General features: G+C 70.6%; 14 protein-coding genes and 2 pseudogenes. 13 read left to right on the top strand and 3 right to left on the bottom strand.

Going from position 1 to position 20,029, the window contains the following annotated elements; genetic code table 11:
• The first annotated feature begins 55 nt into the window (after nt 1-55).
• Genes eno through D7W81_RS18445 form a run of 3 tightly spaced genes read left to right on the top strand, consistent with a single transcriptional unit; the run spans nt 56 to nt 3,077 of the window.
• Nucleotides 56-1,354, top strand: coding sequence for a phosphopyruvate hydratase (gene eno, locus D7W81_RS18455; protein ID WP_120556711.1), 1,299 nt, complete (start codon nt 56-58; stop codon nt 1,352-1,354).
• Nucleotides 1,355-1,356: 2 nt separating this feature from the next.
• A complete protein-coding gene (surE, locus tag D7W81_RS18450; protein ID WP_120556719.1) occupies nt 1,357-2,148 on the top strand; it encodes a 5'/3'-nucleotidase SurE in 792 nt (263 codons plus the stop codon).
• A 44-nt stretch (nt 2,149-2,192) separates the two neighbouring features.
• Nucleotides 2,193-3,077 (top strand): peptidoglycan DD-metalloendopeptidase family protein, encoded by an 885-nt coding sequence (locus D7W81_RS18445; RefSeq protein ID WP_208721359.1) that lies wholly within the window; start codon nt 2,193-2,195, stop codon nt 3,075-3,077.
• Between the two features lie 356 nt (nt 3,078-3,433).
• Here D7W81_RS18445 and D7W81_RS18440 read toward each other — a convergent pair whose 3' ends face one another.
• Together D7W81_RS18440 and D7W81_RS18435 are read right to left on the bottom strand one after the other, a co-directional pair.
• Nucleotides 3,434-4,435, bottom strand: a complete 1,002-nt coding sequence (locus D7W81_RS18440; RefSeq protein ID WP_120556709.1) for a 2-dehydropantoate 2-reductase — start codon at nt 4,433-4,435, stop codon at nt 3,434-3,436.
• Nucleotides 4,432-5,973, bottom strand: coding sequence for an acyl--CoA ligase (locus tag D7W81_RS18435; protein ID WP_244227276.1), 1,542 nt, complete (start codon nt 5,971-5,973; stop codon nt 4,432-4,434). The genes D7W81_RS18440 and D7W81_RS18435 overlap by 4 nt, the downstream gene beginning before the upstream one ends.
• 143 nt (nt 5,974-6,116) lie before the next feature.
• Here D7W81_RS18435 and D7W81_RS18430 point away from each other — a divergent pair, with 143 nt between their 5' ends.
• The 5 genes and pseudogenes from D7W81_RS18430 (at nt 6,117) to D7W81_RS18410 (ending at nt 10,398) form a co-directional block, all read left to right on the top strand.
• A complete protein-coding gene (locus D7W81_RS18430; RefSeq protein WP_120556708.1) occupies nt 6,117-6,899 on the top strand; it encodes an SDR family NAD(P)-dependent oxidoreductase in 783 nt (260 codons plus the stop codon).
• Nucleotides 6,900-6,958: 59 nt separating this feature from the next.
• A complete protein-coding gene (locus D7W81_RS18425; RefSeq protein ID WP_244227275.1) occupies nt 6,959-8,020 on the top strand; it encodes a hypothetical protein in 1,062 nt (353 codons plus the stop codon).
• A 17-nt stretch (nt 8,021-8,037) separates the two neighbouring features.
• The gene (locus tag D7W81_RS18420; RefSeq protein ID WP_120556706.1) at nt 8,038-9,180 is read left to right on the top strand and encodes a tetratricopeptide repeat protein; all 1,143 of its coding nucleotides are present in this window, start codon (nt 8,038-8,040) and stop codon (nt 9,178-9,180) included.
• A gap of 8 nt (nt 9,181-9,188) precedes the next feature.
• Nucleotides 9,189-9,816 (top strand): annotated as a pseudogene (locus D7W81_RS44595) (AHH domain-containing protein).
• 15 nt (nt 9,817-9,831) lie between these two features.
• A complete protein-coding gene (locus D7W81_RS18410) occupies nt 9,832-10,398 on the top strand; it encodes an imm11 family protein (protein WP_120556705.1) in 567 nt (188 codons plus the stop codon).
• Nucleotides 10,399-10,442: 44 nt separating this feature from the next.
• Here the strand turns inward: D7W81_RS18410 and lexA are convergent, their stop codons facing one another.
• Complete coding sequence (lexA, locus tag D7W81_RS18405) at nt 10,443-11,111, bottom strand: transcriptional repressor LexA (RefSeq protein WP_120556704.1); 669 nt, start codon at nt 11,109-11,111, stop codon at nt 10,443-10,445.
• A gap of 196 nt (nt 11,112-11,307) precedes the next feature.
• Between lexA and D7W81_RS18400 the strand changes: the two genes are divergently transcribed.
• From D7W81_RS18400 to D7W81_RS18380, 5 genes and pseudogenes are all read left to right on the top strand, one after another.
• Nucleotides 11,308-14,652 (top strand): response regulator, encoded by a 3,345-nt coding sequence (locus tag D7W81_RS18400; RefSeq protein WP_120556703.1) that lies wholly within the window; start codon nt 11,308-11,310, stop codon nt 14,650-14,652.
• Nucleotides 14,649-16,490, top strand: coding sequence for a sensor histidine kinase (locus tag D7W81_RS44140; protein WP_120556702.1), 1,842 nt, complete (start codon nt 14,649-14,651; stop codon nt 16,488-16,490). The genes D7W81_RS18400 and D7W81_RS44140 overlap by 4 nt, the downstream gene beginning before the upstream one ends.
• Before the next feature lie 31 nt (nt 16,491-16,521).
• Nucleotides 16,522-17,493: a FecR domain-containing protein gene (locus D7W81_RS18390; RefSeq protein ID WP_120556701.1), complete on the top strand. Its 972-nt coding sequence runs from the start codon at nt 16,522-16,524 to the stop codon at nt 17,491-17,493.
• A 183-nt stretch (nt 17,494-17,676) separates the two neighbouring features.
• The gene (locus tag D7W81_RS18385) at nt 17,677-19,581 is read left to right on the top strand and encodes a hypothetical protein (RefSeq protein ID WP_120556700.1); all 1,905 of its coding nucleotides are present in this window, start codon (nt 17,677-17,679) and stop codon (nt 19,579-19,581) included.
• Between the two features lie 47 nt (nt 19,582-19,628).
• Nucleotides 19,629-20,029 (top strand): annotated as a pseudogene (locus D7W81_RS18380) (flagellar motor protein); the annotation flags it as partial.

Here is a 20,029-nt window from a genome sequence, read left to right as displayed (position 1 = left end):
GGCCCATGCGAGCGTGCTTGCCCGTTCTGGCCGTGCCTCGTAGAAACGGCCGCCTATGACCGAGATCGCTCAAATCCTGGCGCGTGAAGTGCTCGATTCCCGTGGCAACCCGACCGTGGAGGCCGAAGTGCTGCTCGTGGGCGGCTCCCGTGGCCGCGCGACGGTGCCCTCCGGCGCCTCCACCGGCGAGCACGAGGCGCACGAGCTGCGCGACGGCGACAAGGGCCGCTACCTGGGCAAGGGCGTGCAGAAGGCCGTGGACCACGTGCGGGACACCATCGGGCCCGCGCTCATCGGCATGGACGCCGTGGACCAGGTCGCCGTGGACCAGCGGATGATTGAACTGGACGGCACGTCCACCAAGTCCAAGCTGGGCGCGAACTCCATCCTCGCTGTCTCCATGGCCGCCGCGCGCGCCGCGGCGGACGCGCACGGCCTGCCGCTGTACCGCTACGTGGGCGGTCTGCAGGCGCGCACGCTGCCCGTGCCGCTGATGAACATTCTCAACGGCGGCGCGCACGCGGACACCCGCGTGGACGTGCAGGAGTTCATGGTGGTGCCCGCCGGCGCGAAGACGTTCGCGGAGGGCCTGCGCTGGGGCGCGGAGGTGTTCCACGCGCTCAAGAAGATCCTCAAGGGCCGCAAGCTGGCCACGGGCGTGGGCGACGAGGGCGGCTATGCCCCGGACCTGCCGGCCAACGAAGAAGCGCTCAAGCTCATCATGGAGGCCATCGACGCGGCGGGCTTCAAGGCGGGCGAGCAGCTGTTCCTGGCGCTGGACGTGGCCGCGAGCGAGTTCTTCGACAAGGGCTCCAAGAAGTACAAGCTCAAGGGCGAGGGCAAGGAGTACGACTCCCAGGGCCTGCTGGAGTACTACCGGGGCCTGTCCCAGAAGTACCCCATCATCTCCATTGAAGACGGCATGGCGGAGGATGACTGGGAGGGCTGGAAGAAGCTCACCGACGCGCTGGGCGACAAGGTGCAGCTCGTGGGCGACGACCTCTTCGTCACCAACGTGGAGCGCCTGGGCCGTGGCATCGAGACCGGCACGGCGAACTCCATCCTGGTGAAGGTGAACCAGATTGGTTCCCTCACGGAGACGTTCGACGCGGTGCGCATGGCGCACAAGGCGGGCATGACGTCCATCATGAGCCACCGCTCCGGCGAGTCCGAGGACACCACCATCGCGGACCTCGCGGTGGCGCTGGACTGCGGGCAGATCAAGACGGGCTCGGCGTCGCGCTCGGACCGCGTGGCCAAGTACAACCAGTTGCTGCGGATTGAAGAGGAGCTGGGTGCCGGGGCGCGTTACGCGGGCCGGTCCGCCTTCCGCTCGCTCGCGAAGAAGCAGTGACCGTGAGCACTTCGCGCCCTCGCATCCTCGTCTCCAACGACGACGGCTACTTCTCCGAAGGGCTGCAGACGCTCGTGGAGGCGGTGAGCCCCCTGGGCGAGGTGTGGGTGGTGGCGCCTGACCGCGAGCAGAGCGCCGCCTCCCATGCCATCAGCCTGCACCGGCCGCTGCGCATCAAGGAGGTGCGTGAGCGGTGGTTCGCCGTGGACGGCACCCCCACGGATTGTTCGTATCTGGCGGTGAACCACTTGCTGAAGGACAATCGTCCCCAGCTCATGGTCTCCGGCATCAATCACGGCGCGAACCTGGCCGACGACGTCATGTACTCCGGGACGGTGGCGGCGGCCATGGAGGCCGCGTTCCTGGGCATTCCGGCCATCGCGTTCAGCCTGGTGACGCGGGGGCCGTTCGACTTCGGGCCGGCGGGCCGCTTCGCGCGGGCGCTGGTGACGGAGGCGCTGTCGCGGCCCCTGCCGCCCCGGATGCTCCTCAACGTGAACATCCCGGGCGGGGTGGAGCCGGACGGCTACGTCATCACCCGGCAGGGACGGCACTCCTACGGCAGCAACGTCGTGGAGAAGGAGGACCCGCGCGGCCGCAAGTACTACTGGATTGGCGGCACGGAGTACGCGCACCAGGACATCCCGGGCAGCGACTGCAACGCCGTCTTCGACGAGAAGCGCGTGTCGGTGACGCCGATGCACTTCGAGATGACCGACCACGGTCGCATCCCCGAGCTCACGGGGTGGAACCTGCAGGGCTTCAAGCGGCACGGTTCGGATGGCGGTGCCTGAGGTTGGGGTGGGGCGGCTCCAGCCGAGCGGGTAGGGCGCTCTGGGTGTTGCTCGCGGCCGCGCTGCTCAGCGGCTGCGTGGGCACCCAGGCCGCTTCCTCCTCGCAGCTGGACACGGCGGGGGCGCGCTCCGCGACCACGAGTGACGGCAAGCCGCTGTCCTTCGCGCTGAGGCCCACGCACGAGGAGCCGGAGCTGGTGGCGGTGCGCCACCGCGTGGCCCCGGGCGAGACGATGTACCGCATCGCCAAGACGTACGGCATCTCGGTGGAGGAGCTGGCGCAGGCCAACGGCATCAAGGATCCGCGCGAGCTGTCGGTGGGCAAGGAGCTGATGATTCCGGGCGGGGAGCCGCCGAAGTACGGCGACCCCGGACCGCTGTCCGACGAGGAGCCGGAGCTGGTGCTCTCGAAGCCGGGGCAGGCGCCGGTGTCCACGCCGCGCCGTCCGGTGCCGGCGGTGTCGCGCCGCGAGGACCCGCCGCGTGCGCGCGTGGTGTCAGGACGTCCGGGCGCGCCGTCGCGGCCGAAGCTCGCGACGCAGGGGCTGCTCGACTGGCCGTTGCGCGGCGTGCTGTATGGACGCTTCGGCAAGAAGGGCAAGGAGCCGCACGACGGCATCGACCTGGCGGCGCCCGCGGGCACGCCCATCAAGACGGCGCAGGAGGGCACGGTCCTCTACGCGGGCGAGCAGAAGGGCTACGGCCTCATCGTCATCGTGGAGCACGCGCCGCCGCTCATCACCCTGTACGCGCACAACCGCGACCTGCGCGTGCGCACGGGGCAGAAGGTGCGGCGCGGGCAGGTCATCGCCACGGTGGGCGAGTCCGGCCGTACGTCCGGGCCGCACGTGCACTTCGAGGTGCGCGTGGACGGCAAGCCGGCGGACCCGCTGGAGTACCTGGGCATGATGCCGTCCGCGTCTGACTGAGCCTCTGGACGTGAGGGGTGTCCACCTCCCGCCCGGAGCGGCCCAACGGGTCCGGCAGTCGGACCCGTTCATGCGGCTCGGAGGGCGCGGACCCTGCCTGGCCACGGTTCTCCACCTGGTCCGACTGTAGGACCAGTCCATCCGGCTCTGGGGCGCGGACGCCGTCCAGCCAGGGTTCCCCAACTGGTCCGACTGTCGGACCAGTTCATCCGGCTCTGGGGGCGCGGACCCCGCCCGGCCGCGGGTTCCCAACTGGTCCGACAGTCGGACCAGTTCGCGCGGTGCGCCGCCGACGGCCCGTCTCCCCAGGGTTCTCACCTTCTCATCCCTGGGGACAGGACTCATGTCCCGCCGGCTCAGGGGGCTTCGGGCGTCGCGCGGGGCGGGTAGCCTCCAGCGTGGCGGGCGCGCTCGCGCACCAGGGCGAGGATGTTCTCGCAGGTGGGCATGGGGCGGCCCACGAGCTGACCCAGCTCCACCACGGCGCCCAGCAACGCGTCGATCTCCATGGGGCGCCCGCGCTCCAGGTCCTGGAGCATGGACGTCTTGTGCGCGCCAACCTGGCCCGCGCCCTGGATGCGCTGGTCCACGTCGATGAGGAAGCGCGTGCCCAGCACCTCCGCCACCGCTTGGGCCTCCACCATCATCGCGCGGGCCACGGCACGCAGGTCCGGCTGGCGGGAGAGGACGTCGAGCGTCGCCCCCGTGAGCACCGACAGCGGGTTGAAGGCGAGATTGCCCCAGAGCTTCACCCAGATTTCATCGCGGATGCGCGGGCGCACCGGGGACTTGAGCCCGGCCTTCATCATGAGCTGCGAGAGGGCCTGCACACGCGGGCTCTTGCTGCCGTCGGGTTCGCCCAGCGTCACGCGGTCGTTGTACGTGTGCACGATGACGCCGGGAGAGACGACCTCCGCGGCCGGGTACACCACGGTGGCGATGACGCGCTCCGGAGGCAGGGTGCGCAGGAGCACGCCGCCCGGGTCCACGCTCTCGATGTGCCGGCCCACGTACGGGCCTTCGAGTCCGTGGAAGTACCAGTAGGGCACGCCGTTGATGCCGGTGACGAGCGCCGTCTCCGGTCCCAACAACCGTGCGATCTGCGGCGCGGCAGCGGGCAGGGCGTGGGCCTTGAGCGTGAGGAACACGTAGTCCTGCGGGCCCGCGTCGTCAGGGGAGTCCGTGCAATGCGGGCGCACGGTGACCGTCTCACCGCCGCTGGTGAGCGTGACGCCGTGGGCGCGCATCGCGTCCAGGTGAGCGCCACGTGCGATGAAGGTGACGTCCGCGCCGGCCTGGAGCAACTTGACGCCGAGGAACCCGCCGATGGCGCCCGCGCCGAAGATGGCGATCCTCATGACGTGAGCCCCAGCCGCTCCGCGAGCCCGATGCGCTGCACCTTGCCAGTGGGTCCCTTGGGCAGCTCCGTGAGGAAGATGATGCGGCGGGGCACCTTGAAGTCCGCTACTCGCGACGCCACGAAGTCGCGCAGCTCGCGCTCGGTGGGGCTGTGGCCTTCGCGCGGGACGACGGCGGCGGCCACGTCCTCGCCGAGCTTGGGGTGGGGCAGGGCGAACGTCACGGCCTGCTGCACGGCGGGATGATCCAGCAACACGGTGTCCACCTCCAGCGGGCTCACCTTCTCTCCGCCGCGATTGATCAGCTCCTTCAATCGCCCGGTGAGCCGCAGGTAGCCCTGCGCGTCCAGCGTGCCCTGGTCACCCGTGCGGAACCAACCGTGGGTGAAGGCGCGTGCGTTGGCCTCGGGGTTGTTCACGTAGCCGACCATGACGTTGGGGCCGCGGATGACGACTTCTCCCAGCGCACCCGGAGCCATCCGCGTGCCCGCGTCGTCCATGATGGCGACCTCCGGCCCGGCGGCGAGCCCCACCGAGCCCGCGTACCTTGCACGCGGTGGCAGCGGGTTGGAGGCCATCTGGTGCGCGGCCTCCGTCATGCCGTAGCTCTCGATGACGGGCACGCCGAAGACGCGCTCCAACTCCTCCATCACCTGCGGAGGCAGCGACGCGGAGGAGGACCGGATGAAGCGCAGCCGGTGGTCCTTCAAGCTGTCCGCGTTGCGGCGCGCGCGCTCCACCAATGCCTGATGCATGGTGGGCACGGCCGTGTACCAGGTGGGACGGGCCTCCTCGAACCAGGAGAAGAAGCGCAGGGCGTTGAAGCCCGGCGTGCACACCACGCGACCGCCGGCTCCCAGGCTGGACAGCACCGCCGCCACGAGCCCGTGGATGTGGAACAGCGGCATGATGTTGAGGCACGCATCCATGGGCCCCAGGCCCAGCAACGCGCCGATGTGTCGCGCTGACGCGGTGAGGTTCGCATGTGACAGCGGCACGAGCTTGGGTCGCGCGGTCGTGCCCGACGTGTGCAGCACCAGCGCGACGTCAGCCGCGGTGGCAGGGCCGGGACGGTGCGCTACTCCCGGCAGCGGCTGCACGGCCTTGAGCGTGAAATGCCCCGCCGGTCCCTCCATCGCCGGGCTCAATTCGATGAGCGGGAGGCTCCGTGCACTCGCGACCTCTCGAGCCGGTCCCTCTGCTCCTTCGAGCACGACGAGCGCACGGGCCTGGAGGTCCTCCAGGTAGAACGCGAGCTCCTCGGCGCGGTAGGCGGGATTGAGCGGCGCGGTCGTCGCGGCACCGGCCACTGCGAGGAAGGCCGCCGCCATCTCCGGCCCGTTGGGCAGCACCAGCGCGATGCGGTCACCCTGGCCCAACCCCCACGCATTCAATTGCTCACGGACCTTCGTGGTGAGCTCCCGCAGCGCGCCGTAGGTCATGCCCTGCCTGCCGGGCGCACCGAGCGCTACATCCTCCGTCCGTCCGCGTGCGAGCAGTGTTTCGAGGGTGTCCATCCGCTCCATGCCGGGCTCCACGTCCTCGGGGTCCTCTTTCCGAATATGGCCGTGGATCCCCACGGGCAACCGCTTTGTTCGCGAGCCCGGGCGCTGCTGCTTCCTGGAGGCGCTTCGGGCCTTCGCCATGGGGCTGCTATACCGGCCCGCCGGGAGGCATCACCATGTCGCGGAAAGTGGCGCTCATCACCGGCGCGTCGGCGGGGCTCGGAGTGCAGTTCGCGGAGCAGTTCGCGAAGGATGGCCACGACGTCATCCTCGTGGCGCGCGGCGTGGCGAAGCTGGAGGAGCTGGCCCGCAAGCTGGAACAGGCGCACGGCGTGAAGGCGCACGTGCTGCCGGCGGACCTGGGCCAGGCTTCCGCGCCCGAACAGCTCTTCGCGCGCGTGCAGGAGCTGGGGCTCGCGGTGGACTTCCTCGTCAACAACGCGGGGTTCGGTTCCTCCGGGCCGTTCCTGGATCAGGACCTGGGGCGCGAAGCGGAGATGGTGGAGGTCAACTGCACCGCGCTCCTGAAGCTCACGCACCTGTTCGCGCGGCCCATGCGTGAGCGCAAGCAGGGGCGCATCCTCAACATCGCGTCCACGGCGGGCTTCCAGCCGGGGCCGTACATGGCCACGTACTACGCGACGAAGGCCTTCGTGGTGTCGTTCACGGAAGCGCTCGCGGTCGAACTGGAGGGCACGGGCGTGACGGCGACCTGCCACTGCCCGGGCGCCACGCGGACCGAATTCGCCGGGCGCGCCGGCAACGCGGAGTCGCGCCTGTTCAAGCGGCCGGGCGTGGCGGAAGCGCCCGAGGTGGCCAGCCATGCCTACGCGGCGATGATGAAGGGGCGGGTGCTCGCCATCCACGGCGTCGCCAACCTGCTCGCGGCCTTCTCGTTGCGGTTCAGCCCCCGGGCCGCGGTGCGTTCCGTCACGGCGAGGCTGAACCAGCGGGCCTGAGCAGGGAAGCAGCCACGGAGCCCCTGGGCGCGGGCCGGGAGGAGGGTAGAGTGTCGCGCGTGTCTCGCCTCCCCCGGCTCCTCGTCGCATGCCTCGTGTCTCTGACGTCACCTGCGTTCGCGCAGGACGGGACGGCAGTCACCCCTGTTGTTCCCTCTCCGTCCACGGAGTCCACGCCCTACACGGTGGCGGTGCTGCCCCTGGAGGCCAACGCGGCGGGGAGGGACGCCGCGCAGGGCATCACGTTGCTCTTCGCGGGCCGGCTCGCGGAGTCGCCCCGGCTGCGGGTGCTGCCCCAGCGGGAGCTCCAGGCGCGGCTCGACCCCGAGCGCCAGCGGGAGCTGGTGGGCGACACCCCTTGCGAGAAGGGCGACTGCGTCCAGGCGCTGTCCTCGCTGACGGGCGCGCGCTACGTCCTCACCGGCCGGCTGGACCGGTTCGGCGACCAGTACCTGCTCACCGCGAGCCTCGTGGACACCCGGGATGGCCGCACCCTCGCCCGGCCGCGCGCGGAGGCCTCCGAGGACGGTGAGCTGCTGCGCACGGTCGTCGCCGTGTCCGACGAGCTGAGCATCGCGCTCGAGTCTCCCGGCGAGGTCGTCACGGCCCGGCCGCTCCTGGGCGGCGCGGTCGCATCGTCGCCAGGGGGCGGACTGACGCTGGGGCTGCGCTTCAACAACAGCTTCATCGACAAGCTGTCGTCGTTGAACCCGGGCCTGGACCTGGAGGTGGGCTACTGGTTCCACCCGGAATGGCAGGGCTTCGCCCAGGTGGGCTTCACGTGGGTGCGTGCGGGCGGCACCGACGAGGGCGAGGTCAACGTGCTGCCCAGCATCGTGGGGGCGCGGCACTACCACCGCCTGGAGAAGTCGCTGCGGCCCTACTGGGGCTTCGGCCTGGGCGTGCAGCTGTCGTTCGGTGACTACGGCATCTTCCAGAACACCGGCCCGCTGCCGTCCGTGGTGGGCTTCGTGGGGTTGGAGTACCTGCTGGTGGGCCACGTGGCCTTCCAGCTGGAGCTGGGGACGAACATCGCGCAGGCGGTGCTGGGGCTCGCGGACGACGGCGCGGGCGACGGTCTCAACCTGGATGTCAACGCCGGCATCGCGTACCACTTCTGAGTCTTCCGGAGCCTTTCATGTCCTCGCGTCTGCGTGTCCTGCCGCTCCTCGCCCTGCTGGCCACCGGGGCCTGCACCGAACCGCCGAAGATGGATCCGAAGGACCAGGCGGAAGGGCTCTACCTCCGCGGCAACTCCGAGTACCTCCAGGGCAAGTTCGACGCCGCGCTCAAGTCCTTCGACGAGATGAAGGCCCTGGCGCCGGGGGACCCCCGCCTGCCCGCCGCGAGGGGCGAGGTGCTCCTGTCGATGAGCCGGCTGGAGGAGGCCGCGAAGGAGTTCGAGGCCGCGCTGCGGTTGGATCCGAAGCGCTCCACCAACTGGAGCCGGCTGGGGTTCATCCAGGCGCAGCTGGGCAAGAAGGACGAAGCCCAGCAGTCGCTGCAGAAGGCGCTGGCGCTGCATCCGAAGGACTTCAACGCGCTGGAGCAGCTGGGCGAGCTGGCCGAGGAGCGCGGCGACCACGACGAGGCGGTGCGGGACTTCACGCAGGCGGCCGAGGCCGCGCCGGAGGCGTCGAAGTCCGACCTGCTGGTGCGGGCGGTGGACGTGCTGACGAAGCAGGGGCGGCAGGACGAGGTGCTCGGGCTCTTGCGCAAGGCGACGGGGCAGGGCGTCCGGACGCCGGAGGTGCTGATGACGCTGGGCGACGCGGAGGTGCGCGCGGGCCGGTTGCCGGAGGCCGCCGCGGCGTATGAGGAAGCCGCGAAGAAGTCGCCCAAGGATCCGACGCCGTGGGAGCTGGTGGCGGAGATCCAGCTCAAGCTGGGCAAGCGCGAGGAAGCGCTGAAGGCCTATGGCGAGTCGCTGAAGGTGAAGGACCGCGCCGTCGTCCACGTGGCGCTCGCGAGGGCGCACCTGGCGGCGGCGGACCGGGCGGCGGCGGAAGGCGAGCTGCAGAAGGCCCTGGAGACGGTGTCGGGAGCGGACGTGGGGGAGATGCAGGAGCTGGCGGATCTGCTCACCACATTGGGGCGCAAGCAGGACGCCCTGCGCATCCTGACGAGCCTGGGCGCGGAGCCGGGGCACGCGAAGAACGTGGAGCTGCAGCTGTCCACGGCGAGGCTCGCCCGTGACCTGAAGGACCCGGCCACGGTCCAGGCCGCCTGCGCCCGCGTGGCCGCGGCGGCGACGGATGGTGGCGTGGTGAAGTGCCCGTAGACGCCCGGATGCTCCGCGGGTGGTTGTGCCTGTTGCTGTCGTTCCTCCTGACGGGCTGCACGGCCACCCGGGTCGTGCGGTTGGAGACGGGGCGCGCGGAGCCTGTGCTCGTGACGCCTCGGGTGGAGGAGGAGGCTCCGCTGGAGGACGCGGAACTGGAAGCGGACGAGTTCGAGGAGGCGGTCACGGAGCTCTCACGTGACGTGCGTCCGTTCCCGCATCCGCTGCGGGATGCGCGGGCGTTGTTCGGCATGCCCGAGCGCAGTGGCGTGTTCGGGTACGAAGCACGCACGCATCGGATCCGCCCGCTGGGGGACGCGGAAGCACGGGAGCTGCATCTGCTGGACGATGCGTCCGCGGAGCTGACGCGCGCCTATGGCCGCTGGTGCGAGCGCAAGAAGCAGGGCCGGGATGGAGCTGAAGGATCCGGAGAACGTCGTCGAGGTCCCGGGGCATCGCGGCCCCCATCCGCAGCGGTACCACGAGTTGGTGATGGCTCGACTCAACAGCGCCACCGCGAACTGCCGGAAGGTGGAAGACTGCCGTGTGGCACTGACCCGAGCCCTTGAAATACTGGCCAAGGACGTCAGGAAGCGTGGAACAGAACTCAATCTGCTCGTCACCCGAGGCGGCTGAAAGCCCAGAGCCCAGATGACCCTTCGCTACTACGAGCTGTCCGAAGATGTCCAGGCCGGAACCTGGTACCTGGGCGACCCCGTCGACGAGCATGGCCATGAGGTCGAAGACCCCTGGCAGTTCCGGGCCGGCCGGCCGGTGTCGGTGACTGGCCAGTTGACGGTGCCCGTTGATCAGCAGGGGCGTGCACTGCATTTCTCGACTGCGGGAGTCGGCCTGGCACCTGTTGTCCATGTGCAGGTGGCGTCCGTCTTCGTGGAACTTGCCCCCGATGATGTTCAGTTCGTTCCCGTTCGCATCAAGGCCATGCCAGACCAGTACGTCATCCTCGTGGCCACGAAGCGCATCCTCTGCATTGACGAGCCGCGATCACAGGTCCAGTTCTGGACCGCCGAAGACGGACTGCCTGAAAAGGTCGGGAAGTACTACGCCGTGGACGATCTCCACATCGACGTGAAGAAGGTCGGCACCACGAAGGTGTTCCGGACCGAGGGCTGGAACATCGCCCTCATCGTCTCCGAGGACATCAAGCTCGCCCTGGAGCGCATCCGCGCCACCGGCGTCCGCTTCACCCCCGTCTAGCCCACCCGCCCGGGCTCACCGTGCCCGGGCGGTGTCACGAGCGCTTACGCCCGGCCGCCCTGCAGCTTCCGGTACACGCCCACCACCTGCCCCAGGATCATCGTGGAGCGGAAGTCCGAGCGGTTCACGTAGATGGGCTGCATCGTCGCGTTCGCCGGCTGGAAGCGGATGCGGTCCTGCTCCGGGTAGTAGCGCTTCACCGTGGCCTCGTCCTCGATGAGCGCCACGACAATCTCACCTGGCTGCGCCGACGGCGTCTTCTTCACGAAGAGGTAGTCCCCGTCGTGGATGCCGTCGTCAATCATCGACTGGCCCTTGACCCGCAGCGCGAACACCTCGCGGCCGTTCACCCCGCCCAGCAGGAAGCTGTCGATCTTGACCGAGTCCTCCATGTGCTCCTGGGCCAGCGCCGGCGCACCCGCCGCCACCTTGCCCAGCAGGGGGATCTCCACCATGCCGGACTCCCGGCTCTTCATCCCCAGGCCCAAGAGCAGCCTTGCCCGCTTGGTGGGCACCAGCGAGCGGCTCTGCTGCTCGCCGCGGGTGAGGTAGCCCTTGCGCTCCAGGGCCTTCAGGTGGTCGTTCACCCCGTTGGTCGAGCGGATATCCATGTGCTCCCCAATCTCCCGGATGGTGGGGGGGAAGCCTCGGACCTCCGACTCCTTCACGATGAAGGTCAGGATTTCGCGCTGGCGCTCCGTGAGCTCTTCCATGGCCGCACTCCTTCGCTCGGTTGCCCGCCTGCCCTGGCGGTGATGGGCAACAGAATTTCAGTGCCCCATGCTCCCTGAACATACGTGTAGAGTCAATCTGTTCAGTACCCCCACCCCTACCGGGCGTGCTGCGCTCGGCCCGGCCTTCTCGTAGCTTGAGGAGCCGCGTTGATCTCGGCGTACACTTGGTGCCGCCGTGTCCGACCTCCGCCACACGCTGCTCTTCGTCGATGACGAGGCCGACGTCCTGGACATCCTCAGCCGGATGTTCCAGCGACGCTATCGCGTCCTCACCGCCCCCCACGGCAGGGCAGCCCTGGAAGTCCTGCGCACCGAGTCCGTGGACGTCCTGGTCACCGACCAGCGCATGCCGGAGATGACCGGCATCGACCTGGTCAACGCCGCCCGGGCGGAAGGCATGGACGTCACGACGCTCCTGCTGACGGCCTACACGGACCCGCAGGACATCATCGCGGCCATCAACCAGGGCCAGGTCTACCGCTACGTCACCAAGCCCTGGGACGTGAACGACCTGCTCATCACCGTGAAGAACGCGGTGGAGTTCGCCCAGCTCAAGAAGGACAAGGAGAAGCTCATCCGCCAGCTGCACCAGCGGGTGGAGGCCCTCTTCGTCCTCTACGAGGTCAGCCGCGCCAGCGCGAACGACCCGGCCAGCTACGACGCCATCATCGACCGCGTGCTCACCGCCGTGGCCCGCGTGCTGCCGTACGACTGCGGCGCGGCCCTCATCGCGCCGGACGGCCAGCGCGGCGCCACGCTGCGCCTGCGGTGCGTGGGCAACGTGGGCGAGGAGGCGCTGCTGGGCGTCAAGGAGTCCATGCTCGGCGCCTACCGCAAGAGCAGCGGCCTGACGCTCCCGGAGGACCGGGTCATCACCCGCGTCACCGGCACCACCACGAAGGAATCCGGGTCCCCCGTCGTCTACCCCAACCAGCTCACGGTGAACCTCACCGCCGCTGGGAAGCCCGTGGGCATGCTGTCGCTGTTCTCCCACCGCGCGGACGCGTTCACGGAGGACGACGGGCTGTTGCTGGACGTGCTCGCCAACCAGACGGCGGACGCCATCCAGTCGCTGCGCTCCGCGGAAGAAGAGGCCCGCCACCGCATGGAGCGCATGGTCGCGTCCATGGCGGACGGCGTGGTGCTCACCGACGAGAAGAACGACATCGTGGTGATGAACCCCGCGGCCCGCCGCATCCTGCGCGCGGGGGAGGAGGGACAGGGCCCCTCCAACCGCCTGCTGGAGGAGCGCCTGGGCTTCCAGCCGTTCCAACTGGTGCGCAACCTGGAGTACAGCGGCCACCAGGTGCTGCGCGAGGACGTGAAGCTCTTCGAGCGCACCGTGCAGACCACCGTGACGCCCGTCAACGACGCGCGAGGCACCCTGCGCGGCGTGTGCGTGGTGCTGCGCGACATCACCGACCAGAAGCGGCTGGAGGAGCGCAAGGACACCTTCGTCTCCATGGTGAGCCACGAGCTGCGCACGCCGCTCACCTCCATCACCGGCGCGCTGGACCTGGTGCTCAACCGGATGGCGGGGGACATCAACGAGCGGCAGCACCGCTACCTGTCGCTCGCGAAGGACTCCGCGGAGAAGCTCAACAGCATCGTGGACGACCTGCTGGACCTGTCGAAGTACGCGCAGGGCCGGCTGAAGATGAGCTTCGAGCGCATCTACCTGGAGGAGCTGGTCCAGCGCGTGGTGGAGAAGTACGGCCCCGCCTTCGCGGAGAAGCGCATCCGCGTGGTGCCGCAGCTGCCGCAGCACCCGCTGCGCGCCATGGTGGACCCCAACCGCGTGAACCAGGTGCTCAACAACCTGCTCAACAACGCGGTGAAGTTCACGCCGGAGGGCGGCGAGGTGCGCGTGGAGTTGCGCGCCACGTCCAGCCTGCCCGGCTACGTGGTGCTGTCCTGCTGGAACAGCGGCGACCCCATCCCGGAAGAGAGCCTGGAGCGCATCTTCGACCGCTTCGAGCAGGCCCGCACGCAGGCGAACCGCACCGTGCGCGGCACCGGCCTGGGCCTGCCCATCTGCCGCAACATCGTGGAGGCCCACGGCGGCCGCATCTGGTCCGAGCCGTCCCACGACGGCGTGCGCTTCATCGCCGTGCTGCCCACCGAACCGCCCCAGGACGTGCTGTCGCAGGCGACCGTGGACACGCTGTTGCCGTCGCCGCAGCCCATCCGCGCGGACTCACGCGGCAAGGTGCTCATCATCGAGGGCGAGCCCGAGGTGGGCCACATCATGAAGGCCCTGCTGGGCGCCCGGGGCTACCGGGTGCGCCTGGCGGCCTCCGGGGAAGAGGGCATCGCCGCCGCGCGCAACCTGCACCCGGACGTGGTGCTGGTGTCGGTGCGGCTGCCGGACGTGGGCGTGGACGGCCTGCGGCTGGCCGAAATCCTGCGGCATGATCCGGAGACGCGCCGCTCGCCGCTCCTGCTCTCCTCCGCGTTCGACGAGCGCCAGCGCGCCTTCCGGGCCGGCGCGGACGCGTTCCTCGTGCGCCCCCTGGCGGGCGACAAGCTGCTGGCCACGGTGGACTCGCTGGCGCGGGGCCGGGCCGGGGCGCAGCACGGGCGCGTGCTGGTGGTGGACGACGACGTGAAGATCGCCTTCATCTGCCGCGAGGTGCTGGAGGGGCTGGGCTTCGAGGTCGACGTCGCGAACAGCGTGGAGGAGGGCCGGCGCTCCCTGCGCGAGCGCAGGCCGGACGCGGTGCTCCTGGACGTCACGCTGCCGGATGGCGACGGGTTCGCGTTCCTGGAGGAGATCAAGGCCGAGCGCGCCAGTGGCCACATCTCCGTCATCTTCATCTCCGCGCGCACGGAGACGTCGTCCAAGGTCCGCGCGCTGAAGCTGGGCGGGGACGACTACATCACCAAGCCCTTCGACGCGCTGGAGCTGGGCGCGCGCGTGGAGAGCATGCTGCGGCGCAAGGAGCAGGAGCTGTCCTCGTCGCCCACCACGCAGCTGCCCGGGTCCACCGCCATCGAGCGCGAGGTGCAGCGGCGGCTGGGCGCGCGGCAGCCGTTCGCGTTCTGCTACCTGGACCTGGACAACCTCAAGGCCTACAACGACTACTACGGCTTCGCGAAGGCGGACGGCGTGGTGCGCCAGACGGGCGACCTCATGCGGGAGGTCTTCCAGAAGGAAGGCGCCGTGGGGGATTTCCTGGGCCACGTGGCCGGGGACGACTTCGTCTTCATCACGTCCGTGGAGTCCGTGGACCGGGTGTGCCAGCGGGCCATCGAGGAGTTCGACCGGATCATCCCGCTCTACTACGACCGGCAGGACCGGGAGCGCGGCCACATCGAGGCGGAGGACCGCTTCGGGGAGAAGCGCCACTTCCCCATCATGAGCGTGTCCGTGGTGGCGGTGATGACGGACGGCGTGGCGCATGACCACGCGGAATTGGCGCGCCGGGCCGCGGACATGAAGAAGCGGGCGAAGGCGATCGCCGGCTCCGTCTTCCTGCGCAGCGACCTGGAGCGCGTGGTCCGGTCCGTCACTGGATGAGGCTCTACCAGCAGCTCATCCTCTTCATGCTCGCCGCGACGGTGCTGCCCCTGGCCATCGTCGGCTTCCTGCTCCTGTCGCGCTCGGAGCAGGCGCTCGCGCAGCGCATTGATGAACAGCAGCGCGCGCTCGCCGCTTCCACCGCCGAGGCCGTGGAGGCGAGCCTGATGGAGGTCGTCAACGGCCTGGCCCGCTCCGCGGAGCTGCTGCCCTGGGAGCGCGCCACGCCCGACGAGGTGCGCGGCATGCTGATGCTCCTCTACGGCCAGTCCACCACGGTGAGCGCGGTCATCCAGGTGGACGCGAACGGACAGCCCCTGGGGCCCGCGGTGTTCCGGAGCGCGGAGCCGCTGGAGCACCACCCCGCCTTCGACGCCGCGAGCGTCCCCCAGCTGGCGCAAGCGGTGCCGGTGGGGCAGTTCCGGAGCGGGGGCAAGGGGCAGACGGCGCTGGGAAGCGCCTACGTGCACGCGGGCACCGGCGTGGCCGCCGTGGCGGCGGCGGTGAAGCTGGGGGACTCGATGGAGTCACCGTACGCCATCGCGGAGCTCGTCTTCACGAAGCTGGAGGCGCTGCTGGCCCGGCGCGCGAACGACGGGCTGGCGCGCCTGGACGTGGTGGACACCCAGGGGCGTGTCCTGGCCAGCTCCCAGCCCACGCGGCGCATGGCGGCGCTGGAGCCGGAGCTGCGCGAGGTGCTGGGGCCCCTCCAGGCCGAGGACAGCGGACGCAGCTTCCAGGTCAAGAACCCGGCCCGCCGGGTGAGCGTGGCCTGGGTGAGCGCGCTGGAGCTGGGTGTCGTCGTGACGGAGGACGAGGCCCAGGCGCTGACGCCGGTGCGCGACTTGCGCACGACGGTGCTCGCGTCGGTGGCGGGCGCGCTGGTGGTGCTGCTGGCGCTGGGCGCGCTCTTCACGCGGCGGCTGGACCGGCGGCTCGCGCAGGTGGTGCAGGGCGCGGAGGCCTATGGCCGCGGAGAGCTGGAGCGCCGCCTGCCCGTGGAGGGCCAGGACGAATTGAGCGAGCTGGCGTCCACCTTCAACCGCATGGGCGAGGAGCTGGAGGCGTCCCGCGCGCGGCTGATGAGCTGGAACGACGACCTGCGCGTCCGGGTGGAGGAGGCCACGGCGGACCTGCGCGCGGCGCAGCTCCAACTGGTGGAGGCGCAGAAGCTGGCGGCGGTGGGCCAGCTGGGCGCGGGCGTGGCGCACGAAATCAACAACCCGCTGGCCGGCATCCTGGGCAACGTGCAGCTCCTGCTGCTGGACCGGGACGCGGACGACACGGACTTCGAAACGCTGCGCAAGATTGAACAGAGCGCCAAGCGCTGCAAGGACATCACCCAGAACCTGCTGCGCTTCTCCCAGCAGCGCGAGCGCCCGGACCTGCGGCCCGTGGACCTGAACGCGGTGGTGCGCGACGCGCTGAGCCTCACGGAGAACCAGACGCGCGGAGAGGGCATCGACCTGGTGACGGAGCTGGGGGCGGACGTGCCCCGCGTGAAGGCGGACCCCGGACACCTGTCTCAGGTGGTGCTGGCGCTCCTGTCCAACGCGCGCACCGCGATGATGAAGTCGCCGGTGAAGCGGCTCACGCTGCGCACCGGGGAGCGCGACGGCATGTGCATCCTGGAGGTGGAGGACACGGGCAAGGGCATCGCGGAGAGCATCCGTCCGCGCATCTTCGAGCCCTTCTTCACCACCAAGGACGTCTGGTCCAATGTGGGCCTGGGTCTGAGCGTCGCGTGGCGCATCATCACGGAGGCCGGGGGGACGCTGGAGGTCCGCTCGGAGGCAGGGCAGGGGGCCCGGTTCACCATCGTGCTGCCCCGGGCATAGGGCCCGCGGCGTGTGTTAGGGAAGGTTTCGCATGGCCGCTCCCTCTTCTCGCAGGCGACAGGCTCCGTTCCTCGTCGGGCTCGTGCTCATCCTGGCCGCGCTGCCGGTGGGCTGGTTCGTCTTCCTGCGGGAGACTCCCGCGCCGCTGCCTCCAGCCCCGCCACCTCGCGCTGTCGTCACGCCGGTGGAGGTGAAGAAGGCCGTGGAGCTGGTGCTGAGCTCTTTCGACGGCGACGTGGATGTGCGGCACGGTGACGGGCCGTGGGAGAAGGCTCGCAAGGACATGCCGCTGCGGCCCAGGGACGTGGTGCGCACCGGCCGCGGGTCCTGGGCGATGGTGCTCAATGGCGAGGCCGTGGAGCTGCGCATGGAGGCCGACACGGAGATCTCCGTGGAGGAGCTCTCGAACGAGCTGTCGAAGGTGCTCTTGAGCAGCGGTCTGGCCACCGCCACGGTGCGGGGCCGCCCCAACGTCCGCCACACCTTCATCCTGAAGGCGAAGAACGGCGACGCGGAGGCCAGCACCTCCCAGGGTACCTTCACCATGAGCAACAACGGCGCGGGCACCGTGAGCGTGGGCACCCGCGAGGGTGACGTGAAGCTGACCGGCAAGGAGGGCAAGTACGTCATCGTCCGTGCCGGCCAGCGGTCCATCGTCCTCCCCGGCAAGGCCCCCTCCGAGCCGGACCCCATCCCCAGCACCGTGTTCCTGAAGATGGAATGGCCCGCGGCCAAGACGCGCAAGCAAAAGGTCGCCGTCGTCGGCCGCACGGATCCGGGCAGCCGGGTGACGGTGAACGGCGTCAGCGTGCCCACGGAGGAGGACGGGCGCTTCAAGCTCGATGTCCCGCTCGAGGAGGGCCGCAACACCGTCCAGGTGAGCGCGGTGGGGGTGGGAGGCACGCACCAGAAGGTGCAGCAGGTGCTGACCCGGGACCCGCCGTCGACGATCGAGGTCGAGACCGAGGGCTTCTGGAAGAGCCGCGGGGGCGCTCCGCCCTGATCCGCCGGGCGGGGCCTGGGGTTATGCGCACGGAGGACTCCCTGGTGGGTGGGGCGGGCACGCAAGGGTGTCCGCGGGCCTGACGGTGCGCTCCTTCCTGGGGCCCGCGGCAGCAAAGTGGTGCAGTCCCGGCGGAGGGCCTTGTAGAGTCGGGAAGCCCTGGAACGTCTCCTGCTCTCCGCGCTGGTGTTGGTCTGTGCCCCGGTCTGGGCGGCTTCGCTGGAGCTGCTCGGCCCGGACGTGCCCGTGCCTCCGGAGGGGTTCTCGGTCGCGGTGGTGCGCCGGGACGCGGCGGGCCAGCCGGTGGTGTTCACCCCGTCATCGGTGACGGCGGAGGGCGCGGAGCTCAAGCCCGGCCCGGAGGCTCCACCGCTGCGCACCTATGTCGTGGTGCCCAGGCCCCAGGCGCGCGAGGTGGTGGTGCGCGTGAAGGGCGACGGCGAGGAGGCCCAGGCCCGCTACGACGTGGGGCCGCCCGCGAGCCACATGGAGCTGTCGCTGGAGCCCGCGCTGCCGGTGAAGGGGCGCGACACGGAGGCGACGCTCACCGTGAAGCGGCTTCGGCCGGACGGGACGCCGGATGACAGCGGCGCGCCGCCGGTGCTGCGCGCGAGCACCGGACAGCTGGAGGGGCTCCAGCGCACGGGGCCGGGCACGTACACCGCTCGCTACGTGCTGCCCCCCACGCGCCTGCCGGAGGCGGCCATCCTCGTCGCGCTGTCCGCGTGGCCGCATCCTCAGTCGGTGCATGGGGCGTATGGGCGGCTGCTGGTGCCGCTGGCGTCGTCGGTGGACCTGCCCGGCCGGAGTGAGCCGGGGGGACAGGTGTCGCTGGAGGTGGCGGGCAAGCGCTTCGGGCCGGTGCCGGTGGACGCGGGTGGGCGCTTCGTCCTGCCGCTGGTGGTGCCCCCCGGCTATTCGATGGCGCGGGGCGAGGTGAAGGACGACCAGGGCCACGTGGAGCGCCTCGCCATCGACCTTCAGTTGCCGCCCACGGACGGCCTGGCGTGCGTGCTCAACCCGCAGCGGCTGCCCGCGGACGGCGTGTCCCAGGCCCGGCTGTTGTGCGCGACGAGTGATCCGAAGGGGCTTCCCGTGGCGGACGCGCGCGTCACGGTGAAGGCGAAGCATGGCCGGCTGGAAGGGCCCCAGCGCGACCCGAACGGCATGCTGGAGTGGCGCTACACGGCACCGAAGACGCTCGCGGAGGATGAGCGCATCGAGGCGGCGTGGCCGCAGCGGGGCCCGGGTTCGCGCGAGTCGCTGCCGATGCAGCTGGTGCAGGGCCCGGTGCGCGACGTGACGGTGTCGCTGTCCGAGCCGATGGTGCACGCGGGTTCGGTGGCGCGGGTGGTGGTGGCGGCGCGGGACGCGGCCGGGCAGCCCCGGCCGGAGGCGAAGGTGGTGGTGGCCCCGCGCGAGGGGACCGTGGGGACTGTGGTGGAGTCTCCGCCAGGGACGTTCACGGTCCCGTGGACCGTGCCGGAAAACTGGCATCAGGTGAACGCGGACGTGACGGTGCACGCGTACGGTCCGGCCGGCACGGAGCCCGCGCGGATCGCGGTGTGGCGGCGGGGCAATATGCTCATCGCGGGCGTGGTGGACCTGGCGGGTTGGCCGGTGCCCGGTCAACCTTTGCGGTTGAATGGCCTGGTGCGGACCACGGGGGAGGATGGGACGGTGGTCGTGGGCGGGCTGATGCCCGCCAGGGTGCGCGTGTCGCACGCCGTGTGGCCGGGGCTCGACGTCACGGTGCACGTGCTGGGACCCCAGGGGCCGGTGTTCCCGGAGTCCGTGCCGCTGGTGCCCGAGCCCCTCTCGCAGCGGGTGCAGCTGGCGCCGCCGCTGCCGGTCAACGTGCGCGTGCGCGTGGAGGGCACCCGGGTGACGTGCTGGGTGGAGGACCCGAGCGGGCAGGTGCTGCGGGACCGTCCGGTGCACGTCGCGCTGTCCGAGGGCGAGCGGGGTGACCTGTCCGTGAAGGACGGGCTCACGCGCTTCACGGTGCATGGCGCGAAGGGCCCCGTGAGCGTGTCCGTGGCGGACGTGCGCTCCGGCGTGACGGCGGTGGAAGAGGTGCGGCCTTGAGGTTCCCGCGCCGCCCGGCGCATGGCGCCACCGTGAGCTTCCTGCTCATGCTGCTGCTGGCGTCGGTGGCGTCCGCGCAGTCGCTGGCGTCGGACCTGCCGACGCAGGCGTCGACCATCGCCGGGCGCGTCTGCGTGGACGCGGATGGAGATGGGCGCTGTGGACCCGGCGAGGCCGGGCTCGCGGACGTGCGCCTGGTGCTGGCCACCGGCCGCGAGGTGCGCACCGATGCCTTCGGCCGCTACCACCTCACCGGCGTGGACTCACGCGTGCCGGACCTGACCGACGGCCCCCACCTGCGCCCCGGCCGCCACGCGCTGAAGGTGGATCCGCGCAGCCTGCCGTCGTCCAGTCAGGTGGTCCCCCGCGTCGCGACCGTGGAGGTGCCCTGGGGCGCCGCCGTCCTCCAGGACTTCGCCGTGCGCCCGCCACCCACGCCCCCCCGCGC

This window comes from Corallococcus aberystwythensis (assembly GCF_003612165.1).
In the GTDB taxonomy this organism is placed as follows: Bacteria; Myxococcota; Myxococcia; order Myxococcales; family Myxococcaceae; genus Corallococcus; species Corallococcus aberystwythensis.
This window is presented reverse-complemented; position numbering and strand designations above follow the sequence as displayed.

Excerpts from the sequence above, each read along its gene's own strand:
- D7W81_RS44140 (WP_120556702.1), top strand. The coding sequence starts at position 14,649 with ATGAGGCTCTACCAGCAGCTCATCCTCTTCATGCTCGCCGCGACGGTG.
- D7W81_RS18440 (WP_120556709.1), bottom strand. The coding sequence starts at position 4,435 with ATGAGGATCGCCATCTTCGGCGCGGGCGCCATCGGCGGGTTCCTCGGC.
- lexA (WP_120556704.1), bottom strand. The coding sequence starts at position 11,111 with ATGGAAGAGCTCACGGAGCGCCAGCGCGAAATCCTGACCTTCATCGTG.
- D7W81_RS18420 (WP_120556706.1), top strand. The coding sequence starts at position 8,038 with ATGTCCTCGCGTCTGCGTGTCCTGCCGCTCCTCGCCCTGCTGGCCACC.
- D7W81_RS18410 (WP_120556705.1), top strand. The coding sequence starts at position 9,832 with ATGACCCTTCGCTACTACGAGCTGTCCGAAGATGTCCAGGCCGGAACC.
- eno (WP_120556711.1), top strand. The coding sequence starts at position 56 with ATGACCGAGATCGCTCAAATCCTGGCGCGTGAAGTGCTCGATTCCCGT.
- D7W81_RS18430 (WP_120556708.1), top strand. The coding sequence starts at position 6,117 with ATGTCGCGGAAAGTGGCGCTCATCACCGGCGCGTCGGCGGGGCTCGGA.
- D7W81_RS18390 (WP_120556701.1), top strand. The coding sequence starts at position 16,522 with ATGGCCGCTCCCTCTTCTCGCAGGCGACAGGCTCCGTTCCTCGTCGGG.